Raw genomic sequence first — 20,994 nt, forward strand, 5'->3', positions numbered from 1 at the left:
ATTCGCCGCTTTGCGCAGCCAGGTTGATCGCGCCCTGGCCTCTCACGTTTCCACTCCTGCCGCCAGCGCTGCGCATCGCCAGGAGGCCGCATGACTACCTACAATTTGTCGACCACGGTTCACGTGTGCGAAGACATCAACAAGAACTTTGATATCCGCGACTTGCTGATACAGGCCGGCTACACGGCGCAAGGCGAGCTGAACATCAAGAATTTTACCGTCCTGTTACCGGATGATACGGAATCGACCAGCAACACGCCCCTGTTCGGCATGCTCGACGCGGACACCGTGTATGTGCGTCCCGGCGACTGGGCAGCCAACTACAACGGCAATTTCTCGACCATCCAGGTGACGATCGACAAGGGCAATGGCGATCTCTTCCAGCTGGAACTGCAAGTGATCATCGATCCCGTCAACGACGCGCCCGACGCGGCCGACAAGACCTTCAACCTGGTCGATGGCGCCAGCGTCGTGCTCAGCGAAGGCGATTTCGGCTTCCACGACGAGGTGGAACACAACGGCTTCAAGTCGGTCGTCATTACCAACACGACGACTGCCGGCCAGGTTTTGCTCAATGGCGTGGCCGTCGCGGTGGGCACGGAGATTGCCATCGACGACATCCGCGCTGGCCACCTGGTCTTTGTGCCTAGCCAGAGCGTGGCCGGCAATTTCGATCTGGGCTTCAAGGTGCGCGATGACGGCGGCACCGCCGGTTGCAACGCGCAAGACCTGAGCCTGGTTCCGCATCACCTGACCTTCAACGTACCGATGGCCCACCTGGGCGACTTCGTCTGGGAAGACAAGAACGCCAACGGCGTGCAGGATGCGGGCGAAGCGGGCATCGCCAATGTCGTGGTGCAATTGAAAGATGGCGCCGGCACGGTGGTGGCGTCGACCACCACTGACGCCAATGGCGGCTACCACTTCGACGTCGATCCCGGCACGTATTCCGTCACCGTCGTCACGCCGAATGGCTACACGGCGACAGCTGCCAGCCAGGGCGGCGACGCGGCCAAGGATAGCAATATCGATGCTGCCGGCAACATGGCGCCCGTCACCCTGGCGCCGGGCGAGACCAATTCGAGCCTGGACGCGGGCCTGTACCGCGCCGCCGAGCTGGGCGACCGTGTGTGGTTCGACGCCAACAAGAACGGCGTGCAAGATGCGGGCGAGGCGGGCGTGGCCGGCGTGAAAGTGACCTTGCTCGATGCCTCGGGCAATGCCGTCGGCAGTCCGCTCGTCACGGATGCGAATGGCAACTATCTGTTTACGAATCTGAAACCGGGCGCCTACAGCGTCCAGTTCGACAAGACCAGCTTGCCTGCTGGCTATGCTTTCACGGGCCAGGACCAGGGCGGCGACGAGCAGCGCGATTCCGACGCCAGCGCCATCGACGGCAAGACGGCGCAAGTGCTGCTTGCTTCCGGCGACAGCAACCATAGCCTGGATGCGGGCATCGTGGCCCTGCCGGCCTCCTTGGGCGACCGCGTCTGGCATGACGCCAACTTGAACGGCGTGCAGGATGCGGGCGAAGCGGGTATCGGCGGCGTCACGGTGCAGCTGAAAAATGCGGCCGGCGGCGTGATCGGCTCGACCGTCACGGATGCCGCCGGCTATTACAACTTCAGCGTCGATGCCGGCACGTATTCCGTCGCCGTCGTCGCGCCGCCAGGCTATTTGAGCACGGTCAAGGATGCGGGCGGCAACGATGCGCTCGACAGCGATATCAACGCGGCAGGCCAGAGCGCCCTGGTGACCGTTGCCGCCGGCCAGAACTACAAGGACCTCGATGCGGGCCTGTATAAAACAGCCAGCATTGGCGACCGCGTGTGGCTTGACGCCAACGGCAACGGCACGCAGGACGCGGGCGAAGCGGGTATGGCTGGCGTGAAAGTCAATCTGTACAACGCCGCAGGCGCTGTGGTGGCCAGCGCCACCACCGATGCCACTGGCCATTACTTGTTCAGCAACTTGGTGCCCGGCAATTACTACCTGGGTTTCGTGCCACCAGCCGGCTACAATTTCACCAAGGCGGATGTGGGCGGCTATGCCACCGATTCGGATGTCAATCCGGCCACCGGTCTGACCACCACCATGATCGCGCTGAAATCGGGTGACGTCCAGCTCGATTGGGATGCGGGCCTGGTCAAATGCGCGCCTGTCACCGGCAGCATCGGCAATCGCGTGTGGGAAGACAATAACTACAATGGCGTGCAGGATGCGGGCGAACTGGGCGTGGCGGGGGTGAAAGTCAACCTGCTCAATGCCAGCAACCAGATCATTGCCACGACAACGACGAATGCCAGCGGAAATTATCTGTTCGACAATCTCGTCGCCGGCGGCTACAAGGTGGCAGTCGTGCGTCTATCGGGTTTTTATTACACCAAGGCGAATGTCGGCAATGACGCCAGCGATTCCGACATCGATACGAGCACGGGGCGTTCCGGCCTGATCAACCTGGCCGCCGGCCAGAACGACATGAGCTGGGATGCGGGCATCTACCGCAAGGCCAGCCTGGGCGACAAGGTGTGGCGCGACGCCGACCATGACGGCGTACAGGATAGCAACGAGGCGGGCATCGCCAACATCAAGGTGCAACTGTTTTCGGGCAGTGGGACGTTGCTGGCGACCACCTACACGAACTCGAATGGCAACTACAAGTTTGCCGACCTCGATCCGGGCAGCTACTCGCTCAAGTTCGACAAATCGGGCGTGTACCATGCCGGCTACGCCATGGATAGCTGGCGCTGGGGCGTGAAGAACGTGGGCTCGAACGACAACGTCGATTCGGACGTCAACAGCAATGGCTCGTATGCCAACGTGGTCTACACGGACGTCCTGAAACTGGCCTCGGGCCAGAACGACATGAGCTGGGATGCCGCCATCACGCCTATCGTGATCGACCTGAACGGCGACGGCGTGCATACCATCGCCCGCGCCGACTTCCACGGCAGCTTCGACTTGCTGGGCACGGGCAGCGCCATCCAGTCGGGCTGGGTCTCGGCCCATGACGGCTTGCTGGCCATCGACAGCAATGGCAATGGCAAGATCGACAATATTTCCGAACTGTTTGGCGGCAACGAGAAGGGCACGGGCTTTGCCAAGCTGTCCAGCTATGACTCGAACGGCGACGGCGTGGTCGACGCGAAAGATGACAAGTTTGCCGAACTGCGCATCTGGCGCGACGCCAACAGCAATGGCGTGACGGACGACGGCGAACTGATGTCGCTGCACGACGCGGGCGTCGCCAGCCTGACGGTGTCCTACACGGCACTGCCTTTCCTCGACGCCAACGACAACCTGCACCTGGAGCGCAGCAGCGCCACCCTGGCCAACGGCAAGACAGTCGACATGACGGACGTGTACTTCAACGTCGATGCCAAGGATGCGGCCAAGGCCGGCGTATCGCTGCCAAGCATGGCTGACTTGCTGCGCGACGACCACGCGCTCGACACGGCGCTGGGGCAGGATGCGAGCGTCGCCACGGTGGCTGCAGCCCCGGCTGCTCCCGCTGTCGAAGCCCAGGCGCAGTGCGAGATGGCGGAGGTATTGCGCCGCGCCATGGCACACACCACTGCACAGCCCCAGGAAATGGCTGTCTGATGTCTCTTGCCGGGCAGTCATCCTGCCCGGCGCTCTCCACATTTGATAAATAATAGGGAATACACCATGAAACAATCGATGCACCTGATCGTCCGCGCCGCCATCACAGCCGCTGTTTTCACCCTCGCCAGCGGCAGTGCCCTGGCAGCGTCCAATCTGCAAGTCGTCGACTCGCATAGCGTCAGTGTGTTTACGGCCAGCGGCGGTGCCTTCGGCGCCGGCAGCAGCATTTCGCCGACCTTGTGGCAAGTCAAGTACGACAGCAATACCTTCCTGGCGTTTTGCCTCGATCCCCATGTCGGGCTGAGCAACGTCTCGAACAACTACAGCAGTGGCGTCTTTGCCGCCAGCGACGCCGTCAAGCGCCTGTACGAGGGCTATTACGCCTCGTCCATCGCGAATGTGTCGACCAATGCCAACAGTGCCGCCGCCTTCCAGCTGGCCCTGTGGGAATTGAATAATGACAACAGCAATCTGTCGACGGGCGAGCTGCGCTTCAGGAACCTGAACAATGCAGTCGTCAGCCAGGCCAACGCCATGCTGGGCGTGGCGACGGGCGACGGCAGCATCAAGAACCTGTACAACTACACCAGCCTGACCAGCGTCAACCCCGCTTCGCAAACCCTGCTGAGCGTGTCGCCGGTGCCGGAAGCGCAAACCTGGGCCATGCTGGTGGCCGGCCTGGGCTTGCTGGGCTTTATGGCGCGCCGCCGCAAGGGCGCCGCCGCGCTGAACTAACCCTCGCTCATCGCGCAAGCGATAGCGTTCCCGCTGCGGCGCGCCCGACCGGCGCGCCGCAGCGTTTTATTGTGAACCGATCATGACCCCACCCCCCGACACTTCCACCGCTTCGGCCGGCATGTCCACCGATGCCATCGCCGAGGCCATCGTCTTCCTGGCGCGCTTTTTCGGCGTTGCCGTGCAGGCCGAACGCCTGCGCGCCAGGGTGGTCGCGCATGGCGACCTGGCCGCCGCCGACTTCCTCGACCAGGCGCTGGCCCATGGCAGCCTGGCCGGCACGGCGCTGCCGATGGACCAGCCGCGCCGTCCCACGGAAATGCCGGCCCTGCTGTTGAATGGCGCGGGGCAGGCGCTGGTGGTGCTGACGATCGCCGACGGCAAGTATGAATGCCATGTGCCCGGCATCGAAGGCAGTTCCTGGCTGGACGCGGCCATGCTGGCGCAGGAAGTGCCCGCCGGACGCTGGGTGGCCGTGCGTCCAGTGATGTTCTTCGACCAGCGCAGCTTGCTCTACAGCATGCCGGCGGCGGGGCGCTGGTTCTGGGATGTCTTCAATCGCAACCGCTGGGTTTTCCGCTGGGCCTTGCTGGGCACTTTGGTGCTCAATATCATCAGCGCGCTGGTGCCGTTCTACGCGATGGCCGTGTATGACCGCGTGATCCCGAACAACGCCACCTCCAGCCTGTGGGTGCTGACGATCGCCGTGGTGGCGCTGACCGGTTTTGAACTGGCCATGCGATTGCTGCGCGGCGAACTGGTGGAAACGGCGTCGCGGCGCATGGATGTGGCCCTCTCGTCGAGCATCTTCGCCCAGTGCCTGCGCCTGCGCGCGGCCAGCCGGCCCGCCTCGGGCGGCACGCTGGCCAATACCGTGCGCGATTTCGAATCGGTGCGCGAATTCTTCGCCTCGACCACCCTGACCACCCTGGGCGACTTGCCCTTCCTGCTGCTGTTCCTGCTGGTCATTGCCTTGGTCGGCGGCTGGCTGGTGCTGGTGCCGCTGGCCGCCATTCCCATCCTGCTGCTGGTCGCCTTTGCCTCGCGCGCGGCGCTGGCGCGCCATGTGGCCGCCTCGATGCAGGAAAGCGGGCAGCGCACGGCGCACCTGTTTGAAACCATGAATGGCCTCGACACCATCAAGGCGCTGGGCGCCGAGGCGTGGAGCCGCCGCAAATGGGAAAGCCTGACCGTGGCCATCGCCGCCAACAGCGTCGAGACGCGCGAAATCGTCAGCCGCGTCAATTACATCAACACGGCCGTGCTGGCCCTGTCCGGCACGGCCGTGGTGGCCGTCGGCGCCTTGCTGATGGGCGAACGCCTGCTGACCCTGGGCCAGATCATCGCCGTGAGCATGCTGACGGGCCGCGCCCTGGCGCCCGTCAGCCAGATCGCGGGCCTGATCATGCGCTGGGAGCAGACCAAGCTGTCGTATCACGCACTCAATAAAATCATGGAAGCGCCCACCGACGACGATGCGGCCAGCCTGCAGGCGCCGCCCCTGTCCGGACGCATCGAATTTCGCGACGTGGGGTTTGCGTATCCGCACTCGCCGCCGCTGCTCGATAAACTCAAGCTGCAGATCCGCGCCGGCGAAAGAGTGGGCGTGATCGGCAAGCTCGGTTCTGGCAAGAGCACCTTGCTGCGCTTGCTGCTCAACCAGTATGGTCCACAAAGCGGCAGCGTGCTGTTCGACGACCTGGCCAGCACCCAGCTCGAACCGTTGAGCCTGCGCCGCCAGATCGGTTATGTGCCGCAGGACGTGACCCTGTTCCATGGCACGCTGCGCGAAAACATCGAATTGGGCCGCAGCCAGCCCGATGACGCCAAGCTGCTCGACGCCATCCGCCTGGCCTGCCTGGACGACATCATCACCCAGCTGCCCAACGGCGTGGCGACGGAAGTGGGCGAGCGGGGCGAGCGCCTGTCCGGCGGCCAGCGGCAAGCCGTGGCCATGGCGCGCGCGCTGCTGGTCAAGCCGCCGATCCTGCTGCTCGATGAACCGAGCAGCATGTTCGATCCGGCCACGGAACAGCGCCTGATCGCGCGCCTGCGCACCTTGCAGGACACCACCATCGTGCTCGTCACGCACCGCATGGCCATGCTGGCGCTGGTGGACCGGCTGATCGTGTTCGACCGTGGCCGCATCGTGGCCGACGGCCCGCGCGACGAGGTCATGCGCGTGCTCAATAGCCAGGCAGCCAAGCCTGCGGTGGAACAGGGAGCCACGGCATGAGCGCCCTGAACGCCCGTCCGCTGCCGGCGGCCCACCCGGACCCGGAACGCGAGCCGCGGCGCCTCGTCATCCGCATGCTGGCGCTGATCGCCGTGCTGCTGGTGCTGACGCTGGCCTGGGCCACGTTCGCCCAGCTCGACGTGTCCGTGAATGGCCGTGGCGCCATCACGCCGCCATCGCATCTGCAGGAAGTGCAAAGCCTGGAAGGCGGCATCGTGCGCGAGATGCTGGTGCAGCCGGGCCAGCAAGTGCATCGCGGCGATTTGCTGCTGCGCCTGGACACGGCCCAGTATGAAGCCAACCTGGGCGCCAGCGTGCAGAATCGCCTGGCCGCGCTGGCGGGCAGGGCGCGCCTGGACGCGCTGCTGACGGGCGGCACGCCCCGCTTCGAGCCGGCATGGCAGCAAGAAGTGCCCGAACTGATCGCCAAGGAAACCCAGTTGTGGCGCGACGGGCAGCGCGAATTCGCCTCCGCCACGGCGGCCGCCCGCGAAGGCGTGACGCGCCGGCGCGGCGAACTGGCCGAGGCGCACGGCCGCATCGCCCAGCTGGACGCGGGAATGAAGCTGGCGCTGGAAAGCCTGTCGATCGAGGAGCGGCTGTTCAAGGAGGGCGCCGGTTCGCGCGGCGACTACCTGAACGCGCAGCAGCGCGTGCAGCAGCAGCGCACGGAACTCGACGGCCTGCGCAGCTCCGTGCCGCGTTTGCTGGCTACCCTGGCCGAAGCGCAGGCGCAGGCCGGCGAAGTCGAAGCGCGCATGCGCGGCCAGTGGGGCGCGCAGCGCAGCGAATACGAAACCAAGGCGGGCGCCCTGGCCAGCACGGTCAAGGGTCAGCAGGATCAAGTGAGCCGGCGCGACATCACGGCGCCCGTCGACGGCGTCGTCAACCGCGTGCTGGTGGCCACCGTCGGCGGCGTGGCGCAGCCAGGCAAGCCTATCCTGGAAATCGTGCCGGCCGACTCCGAGGTGCTCATCTCCGTGCGCGTGAAACCGTCCGATATCGGCTTTATCCATGTGGGGCAGAGCGCCTCGGCCAATGTGCTGGCGTATGACGCCACCACCTATGGCCGCATGCAGGCGCAGGTGGTGCGCGTGGGCGCCGACGCCATCCCCGACGAGCGCAACGAGCCGTATTTCGAGGTGCAGCTCAGCACCGACCGCCGCCAGTTGACGGCGCATGGCAAGGTACTGCCGATCACGCCCGGCATGCCGGTCGACGTAGGCATCCTGACGGGACGCCGCTCGGTGATGCAATATGTGTTCAAGCCCGTGCTGCGCGGCTTGCAGTCTTCCCTGCAGGAGCGTTGATGCGTGCTTTTTTACTTTGCATGGCATTCGCCTGCGCAAACGCGGTGGCCCAGTCCGCGCCACCGGCCACCTTCCAGGCGCAGTCCGCGCGCGGCTTGCCGGCCTTGCTGGCGCGCGCCGTGCCGCGCGATCCGCAAGTGGTCGCCGCGCAGGCGGCGCTGGCCACCACCGAGGCGCGCTACAAACAGGCCCGTTCGCGCCTGTTTCCGAATGCGGCGCTGCAGGCCACGCGCGGGCGCAGCAACGACCTCGATGGCACGCTGGACGTGCAACGGCGCACGCACCAGGTGGAGGCCAGCCTGCGCTGGAATGTGTACAACGGCGGCGCCGACGGCGCCGAAATGGATGCGACCGGGCGCGAAGTGGCGGGCGCCGCCTTCGACGTGCAGCGGGCCAGGGAGGAAAGCGCGGAAAAGCTGGCCGAAGCCTATTTCGACATGCAGCGCCTGGAGCGCGGCCTGCTGCAGTCGCAGGAGCGCTTGCGCGACGTGACGCAGCTGGTGAAGCAGGTGATGCGCCAGGCGGAGCTGGGCAAGGCATCGGAAGTGGACCGCGAGCTGGCGCAAAGCTCGCAGCTCGATGCGGAACTGGTACACGACGGCTTGCTGACGGACCGTCTGGCCGCGCAGATCAAGCTTGAAGCGCTGGCTTTCGAGCCGGTGGCGCAGTTTGCCGACTTCACGTTTGCGCCGCTGCCGGCGCAGGCATTGGAAAACGCCGACACGCAGCAGGCGCAATTGCGCGCCGCGCGCGAACGCGCCGCCGCCGCCCGGCTGCGCGTGCGCAGCGTGGCGGCCACCCTGGCGCCGAAAGTGGACCTCGATGTCAGCCATCTGTTGAATAACAAGACCACGCCGCCGCCATCGACCATCCAGCAGCGCGGCTGGTCGGTGGGCGTGAGCTGGGAGTTTCCGTTGGGCGGCAGCAGCCTGGCGCAGCGCGACGAGAGCATCAGCCGCGCCCAGGCGGCCGACGCGGACGTGGTCCGCGCCGAGCAGGGCACGCGCGCCGACCTGGCCAGCATGCTGCCGCGTATCGCCAATGCGCAGCGCACCCTGGCCTTGCTGGAAGAGCAGGAAAAGAAGATGGCCTTTGTCGTGCGGGGTGGGACCATCCAGTACGAGGCGGGCCGGCGCAACCTGCAACAGATCATCCAGACGCGTGACAGCTACTTCACGATACAGCAGCGGCGCATCGACCAGATGCACCGTTTGACCCTGGCGCAGATGCGTCAGTACGCCCTGTCCGGGCAGCTGTTGCAGGTGTTCGGCCTGGCGCAATAGGACAATTGCTGCGCGGGTGCGGCGTTGCACACATAGTTTCATGCATAAAAAGTCCATTGTGTGGCACACTGCGCGCTCGCATATTATCGTTGTCGCGGGAGCGCATGAGCATCATCAAACAATTTCCTTTTGAGTGGCAGGTCGGCGTGCGCTATACGCGCGCCGGGAAGCGCAGTGGCCGCAACAGCTTCATTTCCTTCATTTCCCTCATTTCCGTGGCCGGCATCGGCCTGGGCGTGGCGGCCCTGATCGTCGTCCTCTCCGTCATGAACGGCTTCCAGAAGGAAGTCACCGACCGTTTGATGTCGGTGCTGGCCCACGTCGAGGTGTTCGACACCAGCGGTTCCATGCCGAACTGGCAGGCGCAGGAGCGCGCCGCCTACGCCAACCCGCAAGTGAAAGCCGTGTCGCCGTTCGTGGAAACCCAGGGCATGCTGCTGAACGACGAAACCATGCGCCCGTCCGTCGTGCGCGGCGTGCTGCCGCAGCAGGAAGCCACCGTCTCCAGCGTGGCCGCCCAGATGAAGCAGGGCAGTTTCAAGGATCTCACGCCAGGCTCGTACAACATCGTGCTGGGCATCGACCTGGCCAAGGCGCTTGACGTGAAAGTGGGGCAGAACGTGACCCTGATGCTCGAGCGCGAGCCGAGGGCGGGCGATCCGGCCACTGGCATCGTCATGCCGCGCATGCGCGCGCTCAAGGTGGCGGGCATCTTCGAGGCAGGCCACAATGAACTCGATGGCAGCCTGGCCTTCGTCAACATGCAGGATGCGGAGCAGCTGCTGCAGCTCGACGGCCCGTCCGGCCTGCGTCTGCGTCTGCATGACATGAACCAGGCGCCGCAGGTGGCGCGCGAACTGAAAGCCTCGATGCCGGGCCAGCTGTGGATGCGCGACTGGTCGCGCGCCAGTGCCAGCTGGTATGCGCTGGTGCAAAGCCAGAAGAACATGATGTTCATCATCCTCAGCATGATCATCGCCGTGGCCGCCTTCAACCTGGTCTCGACCCTGGTGATGTCGGTCACCGACAAGCAGGCCGATATCGCGATTTTGCGTACCCTGGGCGCCTCGCCGTTTTCCATCATGAAGATTTTCATGATCCAGGGCGCGCTGGTGGGCTTGCTGGGCAGTGCGCTGGGCGTGATCGGCGGCGTCGTGCTGGCGCTGAACGTGGGCGTCATCGTGCCCTTCATCGAAGGCATCTTTGGCTTGCACTTCATCTCCAAGGAAATCTACCAGATCAGCGCCGTGCCGTCGGACGTGCATTGGCTGGACGTGGCGCAGATCGGCCTGATCGCCTTTGGCCTGGCGCTGGTGGCGACCATCTACCCGAGCTGGCGCGCCGCGCGCGTCAAGCCGGCCGAGGCGTTGCGCTATGAGTAAGAAAATTACCCCTAAGGCAGAACCTGGGGTCGGACCCTCAGGGTCCGACCCCGGCACTTCGCCGTTGGGTCAGCACGGTGGCATGTCGCTTACACAAGAATCAATCACATCACAAGCATGTTAAAAAATATTCCCTTCGAATGGCTGGTCGGCCTGCGCTACACGCGGGCCGGCAAGCGCAGTGGCCGCAACAGTTTTATCTCCTTCATCTCGCTCATTTCCATGGCCGGCATCGGCCTGGGTGTGGCGGCGCTGATCGTCGTGCTGTCCGTGATGAACGGCTTCCAGAAGGAAGTCACCGACCGCATGCTGTCCGTGCTGGCCCACGTGGAAGTGTTCGACAACAGCGGCAGCATGCCTGACTGGCGCGCGGAAGCGGCGCAAGCCTTTAAAAATCCGGCCGTCAAAGGCGCCGCGCCGTTCGTTGAAACGCAGGGCATGCTGCTGCGCGACGACGCGCTGCGTCCCGCCATCGTGCGCGGCGTGCTGCCCGAGGAAGAGCCGAACGTCTCCGACGTGGCCGGCCAGACGCGCATGGGCAGCTTCAAGGCCCTGCAGCCGGGCACCTTCAATATCGTGCTGGGCATCGAGCTGGCGCGCGCCTTGCGCGTCAACCTCGGTGAAAAAGTGACTTTGATGCTGGCGCAGGGCCAGGTCACGCCGGCCGGCGTGCTGCCGCGCATGCGCAGCTTTACCGTCAGCGGCATCTTCCAGGCGGGCCACAATGAATTCGACGCCGGTCTGGCCTTCATCAATATCGAAGACGGCCAGCGTTTGCTGCGCCTCGACGGCCCGTCCGGCCTGCGCCTGCGCCTGGTCGACATGAACCAGGCGCCGCAAGTGGCAGCCGAATTGAAAAAATCCATGCCGGGCGACCTGTGGCTGCGCGACTGGTCCAAGCTGAACGCCAACTGGTTCGCCGCCGTGCAGACGGAAAAGCGCATGATGTTCATCATTCTGACCCTGATCATCGCCGTGGCGGCCTTCAACCTCGTCTCGACCCTGGTGATGACGGTGACGGACAAGCAGGCCGATATCGCTATTTTGCGCACGCTGGGCGCCTCGCCAGGCTCGATCATGAAGATCTTCATGATCCAGGGCGCGCTGGTGGGTATCCTGGGCACGCTTCTGGGCGTTGGCGGCGGCGTGCTGGTGGCGATGAACATCGACGTCATCGTGCCCTTCATCGAGCATTTGCTGGGCGTGCAATTCCTCTCCAAGGACATTTACTTCATCAGCACCGTGCCGTCCGACCTGCGCTGGCCCGACGTCACCAAGATCGGCGTGCTGGCCGTGATCCTCGCCTTTTTGGCGACCCTGTACCCAAGCTGGTGGGCTGCCCGCGTCAAACCTGCGGAAGCCCTGCGCTATGAATAAACCACTGACGACTACCATGACCGATCTGAACAAACCTGCCTCCAACGGCGCTTCCGCCGATTCCGCCGTCCTTAGCTGCCGAGGCCTGGGCAAGACTTTCACGCAGGGCAGCTACAAGGTGCAGGTGCTGGCCGGTATCGACATCGACGTCCACCGTGGCGAGCGCGTCGCCATCGTCGGCGCCTCCGGTTCCGGCAAGTCGACCCTGCTGCACCTGCTGGGCGGCCTCGATACGCCCACCAGCGGCAAGGTAACCCTGCTGGGCAAGGATTTCGCCACCCTCAGCGAAAAGGCGCGCGGCGACTTGCGCAACGCCTCGCTGGGCTTCGTCTACCAGTTCCACCACCTGCTGCCCGAGTTTTCCGCGCTCGACAACGTCGCCATGCCGCTGATGATACGGCGCATGAAGCGCGCGCCCGCCACCGAGCTGGCGCAGCAGATTCTCACGCGTGTGAACCTGGCCAAGCGCGTCACGCACACGCCGGGCGAATTGTCGGGCGGCGAGCGCCAGCGCGTGGCCCTGGCCCGTGCCCTCGTCACGCAGCCGGCCTGCGTGCTGGCCGATGAACCGACGGGTAACCTCGATCACGCCACGGCCGAACAAATCTTCGACCTGATGCTGGAATTGTCGCGCACCCTGGGCACGGCCTTCGTTATCGTCACTCACGATATCGAACTGGCCAAGCGCTGCGATCGCGTGCTGCGCCTGACGGATGAAGGGCTGCAGCCTTACCAATACTAGGAGTCCGCCATGTGGATCGACACGCACTGTCACCTCGACGCGCATGAATTCGGCGGCGAATCGCTGCAGGTGTCGGCGCGCGCGGCCGCGCAAGGCGTGGCCATGATCGTCATTCCCGCCGTCGAACGGGCCAATTTCAGCATCGTGCGCGACCTGGCGGCAGCGGCGCCCAACGCCTGCTACGCGCTCGGCATCCACCCGATCTACGTGCCGCACGCCACCGATGACGATTTGCTCGCCCTGCGCGACGCCGTGGCGCTGGCCATGCATGACCCGCGCTTTGTCGCCATCGGCGAAATCGGCCTCGATTTCTTCATTCCCATGCTGTGCGAACCGGCCATGCGCGCCAAACAGGAGCATTTCTTGCGCGAGCAGCTGAGAATCGCCCGCGACTTCGATTTGCCCGTGCTGGTCCACGTGCGCCGCTCGCAGGACATGGTCCTCAAACACGCGCGCCAGATCCGTCCGAACGGCGGCATCGCGCATGCGTTCAATGGCAGCTTCCAGCAGGCGCAGGGCTATATCGACCTGGGTTTCAAGCTCGGTTTCGGCGGCGCCATGACGTTTACCCGCGCGCTGCAGATACGCCGCATGGCCACGGACTTGCCCCTGGACGCCATCGTGCTGGAGACGGATGCGCCCGACATTTCCCCCAGCTGGATTCACCCGGCCCGCAACAGTCCCGAAGAATTGCCGCGCATCGGCGCCGTGCTGGCCGAATTGCGCGGCCTGGATATGGCGCAAGTGGCGGCTGCGACCAGCGCCAACGCGCGCGCCGTGCTGCCCCGATTACCCTTGATGGAAACACCCTTATGAACAAGAAGATCATCACCGGCGCCCTGGCGGCCTGTTTGAGCAGCGCGTTGGCACCCGCCCTGGCGGCCGTCAATGCCCAGTGCGATGGCATGCCGCGCCTCGACGTCACCACGCCGGCCGGCTTTTGCGTGGCCGTGCTGGCCGACGGCCTGAAATTCCCGCGTGGCGTGCTGCCGCTGACGAATGGCGATATCCTCGTCACGGACATGGCGGGATGGGCGCCGAAGCAGGGTAAATTGTGGCTGTTGCAGCGCAAGGCGGCCGGCGCCGGTTACGAGCGCAAGCTGTTGCTCGACAAGCTAGATCGCCCGAACGGCATCGTGCAGGGACCGGACGGCATGGTCTACGTGGGCGAGGTGGGACGCATCTTCCGCTTCGACTTGCGCGATCCATCGCGCGCCCTCACCGACATCATCGGCGGCACGGCGAAAACGCCGCGCCTGCCGGGCCTCGGTTTGCACCTGTTGACGAACATGCGCTTCAGCCCCAAGGGCGATCTGTATGTGAACGTGGGATCGAGCACCGACCATTGCGAGAACGATGGCAAGGCGCCCGATCCGGCCAAGGCCTGTCCTTCGGCCGAAGGCCCGGAAGCGCTGGGCGCCATCCGCGAATACAAGATGGACTGGCCGGCCGGCACGGTGACGGGCTGGCGCACGCATGCGCGCGGCTTGCGCAATTCGATGGCGCTGGCTTTTCATCCGGCGACGGGCGAGTTATGGCAGGCGGAAAACGCGCGCGACGCCATCCAGGCCGCCATGCCGCAGTTGAAAAACGACGAGAACCTGCCGCACGAGGAACTGAATTTGATCAAGGCCGACCGGCACTACGGCTGGCCGTACTTCTACGACGACAATGTGGCCAGTCCCGAATATCCGAAGACGGCTTGCGACGCCCAATATGCGGCGCCGGAGCGTCTGCTGCCCGGCCATGCCGCCCCGCTGGGCATGACCTTTTACACGGCCAGCCGCTTTCCGGCGTTGTACAAGAATAGCCTGATCATCGGCTACCACGGCTACCGCAGCAACGGCCACCGCCTGGTGGCGCTGCTGCCCGACAAGGCCGGCGCGCCGCTGGGCAAGTCCGTCGAGTTGATCGGCAACTGGGAGCGCAAGGGCAAGCAGGGCAGGGGCGCACCCGTCGACGTGAAGCAGGGCCAGGATGGCGATATCTATATGGCCGACGACCATAACGGGCTGGTGCTGAAGCTGCATTATGCGGCGGCGGGCAAGCCGTAACTTTCACCGGCCTCGCACGTGTAGGTCCGGTTAGGCCAAAGGCCGTAACCCGACAACACCCGTAGCGCCAACAATGTCGTCGGATTACGCGCGCCCTTCGGACGCGCTAATCCGACCTACCCTACCTGTGCTTGACCTCGCTCAGTGCGGGGCTGCCGCATCCTCCTACAATCGGCCTGATGTTCCCTGTCCACCAGGAGCAACGGGAGGCTGACGTGAAACCTGCATTCATCAAGCTGCGTGAAAATTATTCGAGCGTGGCGGCCGTCGACCAGGCGGCCCTGTTCGGCGAAATCGGCTGGGAAGATTTGATCGGCAAGGACAGCTTTGCCAACACCTGCGCCATTCGCGTCAGCCTGGCGCTGATCAAGGCGGGGATACAGCTGCAAGGCCGCATGGCGATTCGCAAGGGGCCGTTCAAGGGCGCGCTGATCGAGCCGGGACAAGCCAAGCTGGCGCACATGCTGGCCAGCCCCGCGTTGTTCGGCGCGCCCGAAAAATTCAGCCGCGGGGCGGCCAATGCCGGCATCGGCCAGCGCCAGGGCATGGTCGCCTTCTTCCGCATTCCCGGCTACCTGGGCGGCGCGGGTGGGCATATCGACATCCTGCTGCCGTCTATCGGCGTGAAGCTGTGCGGCACGGAGTGCTACTGGGATTGCGGCGAAGTCTGGTTCTGGCCAATCGGTTGACGCTTACTTTTTACGCCTATTTGAACTTCTTCGAGCGTCCGCGCGAAGCCGCATTGTGCGCGCGCAGGATGGAGTCGACCCGTTCCGACGCGTCGCGCGACAGGTTTTGCGCCACGGCGATATCGGGGAAGAATTCGGGCAGGCGGTAGCTGAGCCACGCATACGCCGAATAGTAGCGGCAGGTGTCTTCCACCTGCTGCAGATTCTGCGTGCCGCCGCCGTACGCGTGCTGGCGCAAGGTGCTGGTTTTTCCCTGCGACAGATTCTTCGCCCAGTGCTCCCACGCCGTTTGCAAGGATGGCACCTTGCTCGAAATCGGCACCAGCGACAGCGTGAACTTGTCGGCCACGGACAGCGGTAATGTGTCGAGCCAGACGGCACGATCTTGCTGGTCTTGCGTGATGCGGGGGAAGAAGAAACCGTCCGGCACGTCGATATTGTGGATGAAGCGGCGCAGCAGTTTTGACAGCGACAGCTCGCCCGTCACCGACGAAATGCGGTGCAGGTGTTCGAGCGAGGGCGCCACGGCAAAGCCGCTGGTGTTCAGCGGATGCAGTTTTTCCTTCAGCAGCGCGCGCATGACTTCATGCGTCTCGTTGTCGTAGCCGGCCACCAGGCCCTCTTCATGCACGCCATAGCGGCCCGCGCGCCCGGCGATCTGGCGCGCCAGCGCGGCCGAAATCTCTTCCTCTTCGCGGCCATTGTATTTGACGCAGGTGGTCATGACGATGCGCGCGATCGGCATGTTCAGGCCCATCGCCAGTGCATCCGTGCCGACGACGATATCGGCTGTGCCGTCGCGGAAGCGCTGCGCCTGCGCGCGCCGCACTTCGGGCGACAGATTGCCGTAGACGGTGGCCACGGACAGCCCCGTTTCCGTGATCATGTCGCGCCACATCAGCACTTCGCGGCGCGAAAAGGCGATGACGGCGTCGCCGCGGCGCAGGTTGCGTACCTTGCGCACTGCGCTCGGCTCCATCGACAGGGGCGCCATGCGCTTCAAGACATGGACTTCCAGCGGGCAGTCCAGGCGCTCGGCCAGCGCCTCAATGGCGCGCCGCGCTTCCGGCGCTCCCACCAGGTACACGGTGTGGGCGGGCGCGCCGCAGACGGCCGCCGTCCACGCGGCGCCCCGGTCCGGGTCGGCCAGCATCTGGATTTCATCGATGACGGCCACCTCGACGACGGTTTTCGTGTCCAGCATTTCCACCGTGCTGGCCACGTGCGTGGCGCCGTCGACCACGCGGCGTTCCTCGCCCGTGATCAGGCTCACGGCCAGCGGCTTGCCGTGCGGCGCCGCTTCCTGCAGGCGTTCGTAGTTTTCCAGGGCCAGCAGGCGCAATGGCGCCAGGTAGATGCCGCTCTTCGCCTTCACCAGCGCTTCCATGGCGCGGTGCGTCTTGCCGGAATTCGTGGGGCCGAGCAGGGCGATGAAGCGGCGCGGCAGGCGGCGCGCCATCTCGAACGAGGCCGGATACTCGGCAAGGTTGATGCTCTGGCGCGTGCGCGCCGCGTGCTGCTCTTCCTGCTGGCGCTCGATGGCGTGATTGAAGCGCTGGCGGATGCGGTCGAAGACCATGCCGGCCGGCTCCGACGTCTGCATGCCGGCCAGCGTGTGCAGGAAGACCATCGGGTCCGCGTCCACGTCCTCGCTCAGGCCCGCGATATCGGCGACGAAATCGATCACATGCTGGCGCAGCTCTTCGAAGACGGCCGCGCTGGCCCGTTCGCGCACCAGGGCCAGCTTGGTTTCGCGGTCCATCTTGCGCCACTTGGCCGGCCGCGCCAGCACGCCCTGGCTTGGCACCAGCGCATACGGCACCACCAGGTGGCCGGCCTTGACCGTGCCGGTGAAGCGCACGAAGACGCGGCCTTCCATCTTGACCAGGCGGATATGCTCGGCCAGTTCCCCCAGTTCCGCGACCAGGGTGGCGTCGTTATTGTCTTCGCTGCTGTCGGAAATGTCGGTGGAAGTGTCGGGAGGAAGTGCGGAGGAAGTCATGTCGTGCCTGGGTGTTGAAGTAAGCGAGGCCGATTATACCGTCGATGAGGACGGGCGGTGGTGGCGCCAGCCTTGGCGTCTGCATGTTCAGGCGGCACGCGCGCGCACCAGGCGCAGGCCCCAGCCGGTAGCGATTGTCCCGTCACCGGCTTGCAGCGGCGTCACGGCATCCAGGAATGCGCTGCGCAGGCGCCGCCGGGCGTCATCGTCCAGGCGGTCGATGTCGTAGGTGTCCAGCAGTGCGGCCCACAGTTCGCCCGGCGTGGGTGCCCATGGCACGTCGATGTCGTCGAACGCGACGTCTGCGAAACCGGCATCGAGCAGTTCGCGCCAGCCCGCTTCCGACCCCGCGCGCTGGTCGCCGAAGCGCAGCGGCGGCAGCGCGTCGCTGGCGATGGGCTTGAACACGCGCATGAAAACGTCGTTCACTTCGCCCAGCAAGAAAGTCCGGCCGACGATGGCCGCAAAGTGGCCAGCAGGACGCAGCACGCGGCGCATTTCCCGCACGACTTGTTCGATGTCGTCCATCAGCATCAGCGCCATGTGCGACACGAGATAATCGACGCTGGCCGATGGCAGGTCGAGCGCCTGGCTGCGGCCTGGCAGCAGCCGCACGGAGGCGGGCAGGGCGGCGCGCGCCACGGCCAGTTCAGCCTCGCTCATGTCGACGCCGAGCAGTTGCAGCTGCGCCTGTTGCCGGGCGGCCAGCAATCCCAGCAGATGGCCATTGCCGCAGGCCAGGTCGAGCACAGACAAGGGGTTATCGCCGACCGGCACGAGGTCGGTCAGCACGGCGTAGGACGAAGCCCATCTGCCGACGGGGGAGCTGGCCGGCAGATGGGCGAACGCGGCGCTGGTCACGCCGACTTGCCTTTGATGAAAATCCTGCAAATAGGTTTCGGCCGCTGTCAGTGGAGTCATGCAAGGTCCGCAAAGTCGTGGCGCCTGGCGCCGGATGGTCATCTTAGCATGCGGAAAGTGTCGCCAACGGTGGCGACGGATGGTGTGCCTGGGCGTTCTTATCCACGCCGCCATTGCGCCAGATCAGACGGCAACGAGTCGAAAGCGATCAGAATATCTGAGTCCCTTTCGCAGCGAGCGGATTTTGCCTTGATCCTGCCTTCCCATGCGCACCCTGATACTCGGCTTTGCCGCTGGCGCCGCTTCGCTGCAGATGCAGACCAGCTTGCCGGCCCATGCTGGCGTGCTGCTGTGGCTGATCGCTGGCTTGGGGTTGACGGTTAGTCTGGCGCTGCGTCGCCACGCGCGCTGGCGCTGCGTTGTCGCGCTTGCCGCCGGCGTGGGACTGGGCTTTTATTGGGCGGCCTGGCTGGCCCAGGCCGCCATGGCGCCGCAACTGGCGCTGGCCGATGAAGGGCAGGACATCATCGTGACAGGCACGGTGGCCAGCTTGCCGTACCGTTTCGAGCAGGGCGTGCGTTTTAACTTTGCCGTGGAAAAGGCGGTTGGCGCGCAGGTACCGCCCCTGATCGCGCTGTCCTGGTACGCGGGGTTTCGCGATGAAGTGACGAACGAGGTGGGCGACGTGCAGCCGGGCGAACGCTGGCGTTTGACGGTGCGGCTGCCGCGTCCGCACGGCAACGCGAATCCCATGGGTTTCGATTACGAGGCGTGGCTGCTGGAGCAGGGTGTGCGCGCCACCGGCTATGTGCGGCCGCAGCCGCGCGCCGATACGCCGAACATGCGCCTGGCGGCCTTCGTGCCTGCTTTCGGCAACGTGGTGGAAGCGAGCCGCGCAGTGCTGCGCGCGCGCATCCTGCGCAGCCTGGAGAATAAACAGTATGCGGGCGTGATCGTGGCGCTGGTGGTGGGCGATCAGCGCGCCATTCCCCAGTCGGACTGGCAAGTATTCAACCGCACGGGCGTGAGCCACCTGATTTCAATTTCCGGCTTGCATATTACGATGATCGCGGGAATGTTCGCCTTGGGCGCAGGCGCGCTGTGGCGGCGCTCGTTTTTCACGGAGCGGCAACTGCCTTTGCTGCTGCCGGCGCAAAAAGTGGCGGCCCTGGCCGGTGCGCTGGCGGCATTTGCCTATGTGCTGCTGGCGGGCTTCGGCGTGCCGGCGCAGCGCACTTTATATATGTTGCTGGTGGTGGCGCTGGCCTTGTGGCTGGGGCGCATCACCAGCATCGGCCATATCCTGTGCCTGGCGTTGGGCGTGGTCGTGCTGCTCGATCCGTGGGCCGTGCTGTGGCCTGGTTTCTGGCTGTCGTTCGGCGCCGTCGCCACCATGCTGTACGCGACGGCAGGCCGCACCACGGCGCCCTTGCCGGAGAGCGCCGGCCGCTGGCGCCGTTTGCGCGCGGCCGTGGCGCTCGGTGCGCACACGCAGTATGTGGTGACGGTGGGGCTGGTACCGTTGACGATGCTGCTGTTTTCGCAAGTGTCGCTGGTCAGCCCTGTGGCCAATGCGCTGGCCATTCCCGTCATCAGCCTGGTCGTCACGCCCTTGTCCCTGGCGGGCAGCCTGCTGCCCGCGCCCTTGTGCGACGGGCTGTTGCTGCTGGCACACGCCATCGTGCAGATGCTGGCGCAGGTACTGGACTGGCTCGGTGCGCGCCGTTTTGCCGTGTGGACGGCGCCCGCGCCGCCATGGTGGAGTTTTTGCTGGGCATTGTTTGGCACGGCCTGGCTGCTGGCGCCACGCGGATGGCCGCATCGCTGGGCGGGCATGCTGGGCTGGCTGCCGCTGCTGACGGCCTTGCCGTCCAGCCCGCCACCTGGCCAGATGTGGATCACGGCCTTTGATGTGGGACAAGGCATGGCCGTGCTGGTGGAAACGCATGGACACCGCTTGTTGTACGACACGGGGCCCGCCTACAGCCTCGATTCCGATGGCGCCAGCCGCGTCATCGTGCCCTATTTGCGCGCGCGCGGCATAGCCAGGCTGGACGGCGTGATCATTTCCCACAGCGACCTCGATCACGCGGGCGGCGCCATTTCCCTGCTGGAAAATATAGACGTGGGCTGGCTGGCCTCGTCGCTGTTCGACGGCCACCCGGCCGTCGAGGCCCGGCGGCAAGCCCGGCGTCCGTATCTGCACTGCATGGCGGGCCAGCGCTGGACTTGGGAAGGCGTGCGCTTCGCCATGCTGCACCCACTGCCCGCCAGCCACACGGACATTTCCCTGAAACCGAACGCCCGCAGCTGCGCGGTGAAAATCACGGCGGGCAAGCATGCAATCTTGCTGGCTGGCGACATCGAAGCGGCGCAGGAAGCGCAATTGCTTGGCCGCTCGGCAGACGGTGAGCTGGCCGCCGATGTGCTGCTGGCGCCCCATCATGGCAGCGGCACGTCTTCCACGTCAGCATTCTTGAGCGCCGTCCATCCGGCCCTGGCGATTTTCCAGGTTGGGCACAGGAATCGCTATAAACATCCGAAGGCGCAGGTCTACGCGCGCTATGGCGAGATGGGGATTGCGCGGCTGCGCACGGATGTGGAAGGCGCGGTGGTAATGGAGTTTGGGGACGCTGTTGAGGTGACCCGGTATCGGGCCAGCCGGCCACGTTACTGGCATGGGCGATAAGGTAATACGTCTCACCGGATGCCGGACA

At 65.1% G+C, this 20,994-nt stretch carries 14 protein-coding genes; 12 read left to right on the plus strand and 2 right to left on the minus strand.

Annotation, left to right across the window (positions count from 1 at the left end; genetic code table 11):
- Nucleotides 1-90 precede the first annotated feature (90 nt).
- The 11 genes from KY494_RS00260 to KY494_RS00310 all read left to right on the plus strand — a co-directional run bounded on the left by KY494_RS00260 (nucleotide 91) and on the right by KY494_RS00310 (nucleotide 15,414).
- A complete protein-coding gene (locus tag KY494_RS00260) occupies nucleotides 91-3,603 on the plus strand; it encodes an SdrD B-like domain-containing protein (protein ID WP_219889417.1) in 3,513 nt (1,170 codons plus the stop codon).
- A 66-nt stretch (nucleotides 3,604-3,669) separates the two neighbouring features.
- On the plus strand, nucleotides 3,670-4,341 hold the full coding sequence (locus KY494_RS00265; RefSeq protein ID WP_219133882.1) for a thioester domain-containing protein: 672 nt from the start codon (nucleotides 3,670-3,672) through the stop codon (nucleotides 4,339-4,341).
- 82 nt (nucleotides 4,342-4,423) lie between these two features.
- Complete coding sequence (locus tag KY494_RS00270) at nucleotides 4,424-6,577, plus strand: type I secretion system permease/ATPase (RefSeq protein WP_219889418.1); 2,154 nt, start codon at nucleotides 4,424-4,426, stop codon at nucleotides 6,575-6,577.
- Nucleotides 6,574-7,887, plus strand: coding sequence for an HlyD family type I secretion periplasmic adaptor subunit (locus KY494_RS00275; RefSeq protein WP_219889419.1), 1,314 nt, complete (start codon nucleotides 6,574-6,576; stop codon nucleotides 7,885-7,887). The genes KY494_RS00270 and KY494_RS00275 overlap by 4 nt, the downstream gene beginning before the upstream one ends.
- Complete coding sequence (locus KY494_RS00280; protein ID WP_258194561.1) at nucleotides 7,887-9,170, plus strand: TolC family protein; 1,284 nt, start codon at nucleotides 7,887-7,889, stop codon at nucleotides 9,168-9,170. Before KY494_RS00275 ends, KY494_RS00280 begins: the two co-directional genes overlap by 1 nt.
- A gap of 104 nt (nucleotides 9,171-9,274) precedes the next feature.
- Complete coding sequence (locus KY494_RS00285) at nucleotides 9,275-10,552, plus strand: lipoprotein-releasing ABC transporter permease subunit (protein WP_219889420.1); 1,278 nt, start codon at nucleotides 9,275-9,277, stop codon at nucleotides 10,550-10,552.
- A gap of 117 nt (nucleotides 10,553-10,669) precedes the next feature.
- The gene (locus KY494_RS00290; protein ID WP_219133878.1) at nucleotides 10,670-11,929 is read left to right on the plus strand and encodes a lipoprotein-releasing ABC transporter permease subunit; all 1,260 of its coding nucleotides are present in this window, start codon (nucleotides 10,670-10,672) and stop codon (nucleotides 11,927-11,929) included.
- A 16-nt stretch (nucleotides 11,930-11,945) separates the two neighbouring features.
- Nucleotides 11,946-12,671, plus strand: coding sequence for a lipoprotein-releasing ABC transporter ATP-binding protein LolD (gene lolD, locus KY494_RS00295; protein ID WP_035819561.1), 726 nt, complete (start codon nucleotides 11,946-11,948; stop codon nucleotides 12,669-12,671).
- Between the two features lie 9 nt (nucleotides 12,672-12,680).
- A complete protein-coding gene (locus KY494_RS00300) occupies nucleotides 12,681-13,487 on the plus strand; it encodes a TatD family hydrolase (RefSeq protein ID WP_219889421.1) in 807 nt (268 codons plus the stop codon).
- Nucleotides 13,484-14,725, plus strand: a complete 1,242-nt coding sequence (locus KY494_RS00305) for a sorbosone dehydrogenase family protein (protein WP_219889422.1) — start codon at nucleotides 13,484-13,486, stop codon at nucleotides 14,723-14,725. The genes KY494_RS00300 and KY494_RS00305 overlap by 4 nt, the downstream gene beginning before the upstream one ends.
- A gap of 215 nt (nucleotides 14,726-14,940) precedes the next feature.
- On the plus strand, nucleotides 14,941-15,414 hold the full coding sequence (locus KY494_RS00310) for a T6SS effector amidase Tae4 family protein (RefSeq protein ID WP_219133875.1): 474 nt from the start codon (nucleotides 14,941-14,943) through the stop codon (nucleotides 15,412-15,414).
- 16 nt (nucleotides 15,415-15,430) lie between these two features.
- On the opposite strand, the gene KY494_RS00315 is transcribed toward KY494_RS00310, so the two are convergent.
- Together KY494_RS00315 and KY494_RS00320 are read right to left on the minus strand one after the other, a co-directional pair.
- Nucleotides 15,431-17,416: a helicase-related protein gene (locus KY494_RS00315; RefSeq protein ID WP_219889423.1), complete on the minus strand. Its 1,986-nt coding sequence runs from the start codon at nucleotides 17,414-17,416 to the stop codon at nucleotides 15,431-15,433.
- An 87-nt stretch (nucleotides 17,417-17,503) separates the two neighbouring features.
- Nucleotides 17,504-18,337, minus strand: a complete 834-nt coding sequence (locus KY494_RS00320) for a class I SAM-dependent methyltransferase (RefSeq protein ID WP_219889424.1) — start codon at nucleotides 18,335-18,337, stop codon at nucleotides 17,504-17,506.
- A gap of 205 nt (nucleotides 18,338-18,542) precedes the next feature.
- Here KY494_RS00320 and KY494_RS00325 point away from each other — a divergent pair, with 205 nt between their 5' ends.
- Nucleotides 18,543-20,966: a DNA internalization-related competence protein ComEC/Rec2 gene (locus KY494_RS00325; RefSeq protein ID WP_219889425.1), complete on the plus strand. Its 2,424-nt coding sequence runs from the start codon at nucleotides 18,543-18,545 to the stop codon at nucleotides 20,964-20,966.
- The last annotated feature ends 28 nt before the right edge of the window (nucleotides 20,967-20,994 follow it).

The sequence above is a fragment of the Janthinobacterium sp. PAMC25594 genome (genome assembly GCF_019443505.1).
In the GTDB taxonomy this organism is placed as follows: domain Bacteria; phylum Pseudomonadota; class Gammaproteobacteria; order Burkholderiales; family Burkholderiaceae_D; genus Janthinobacterium.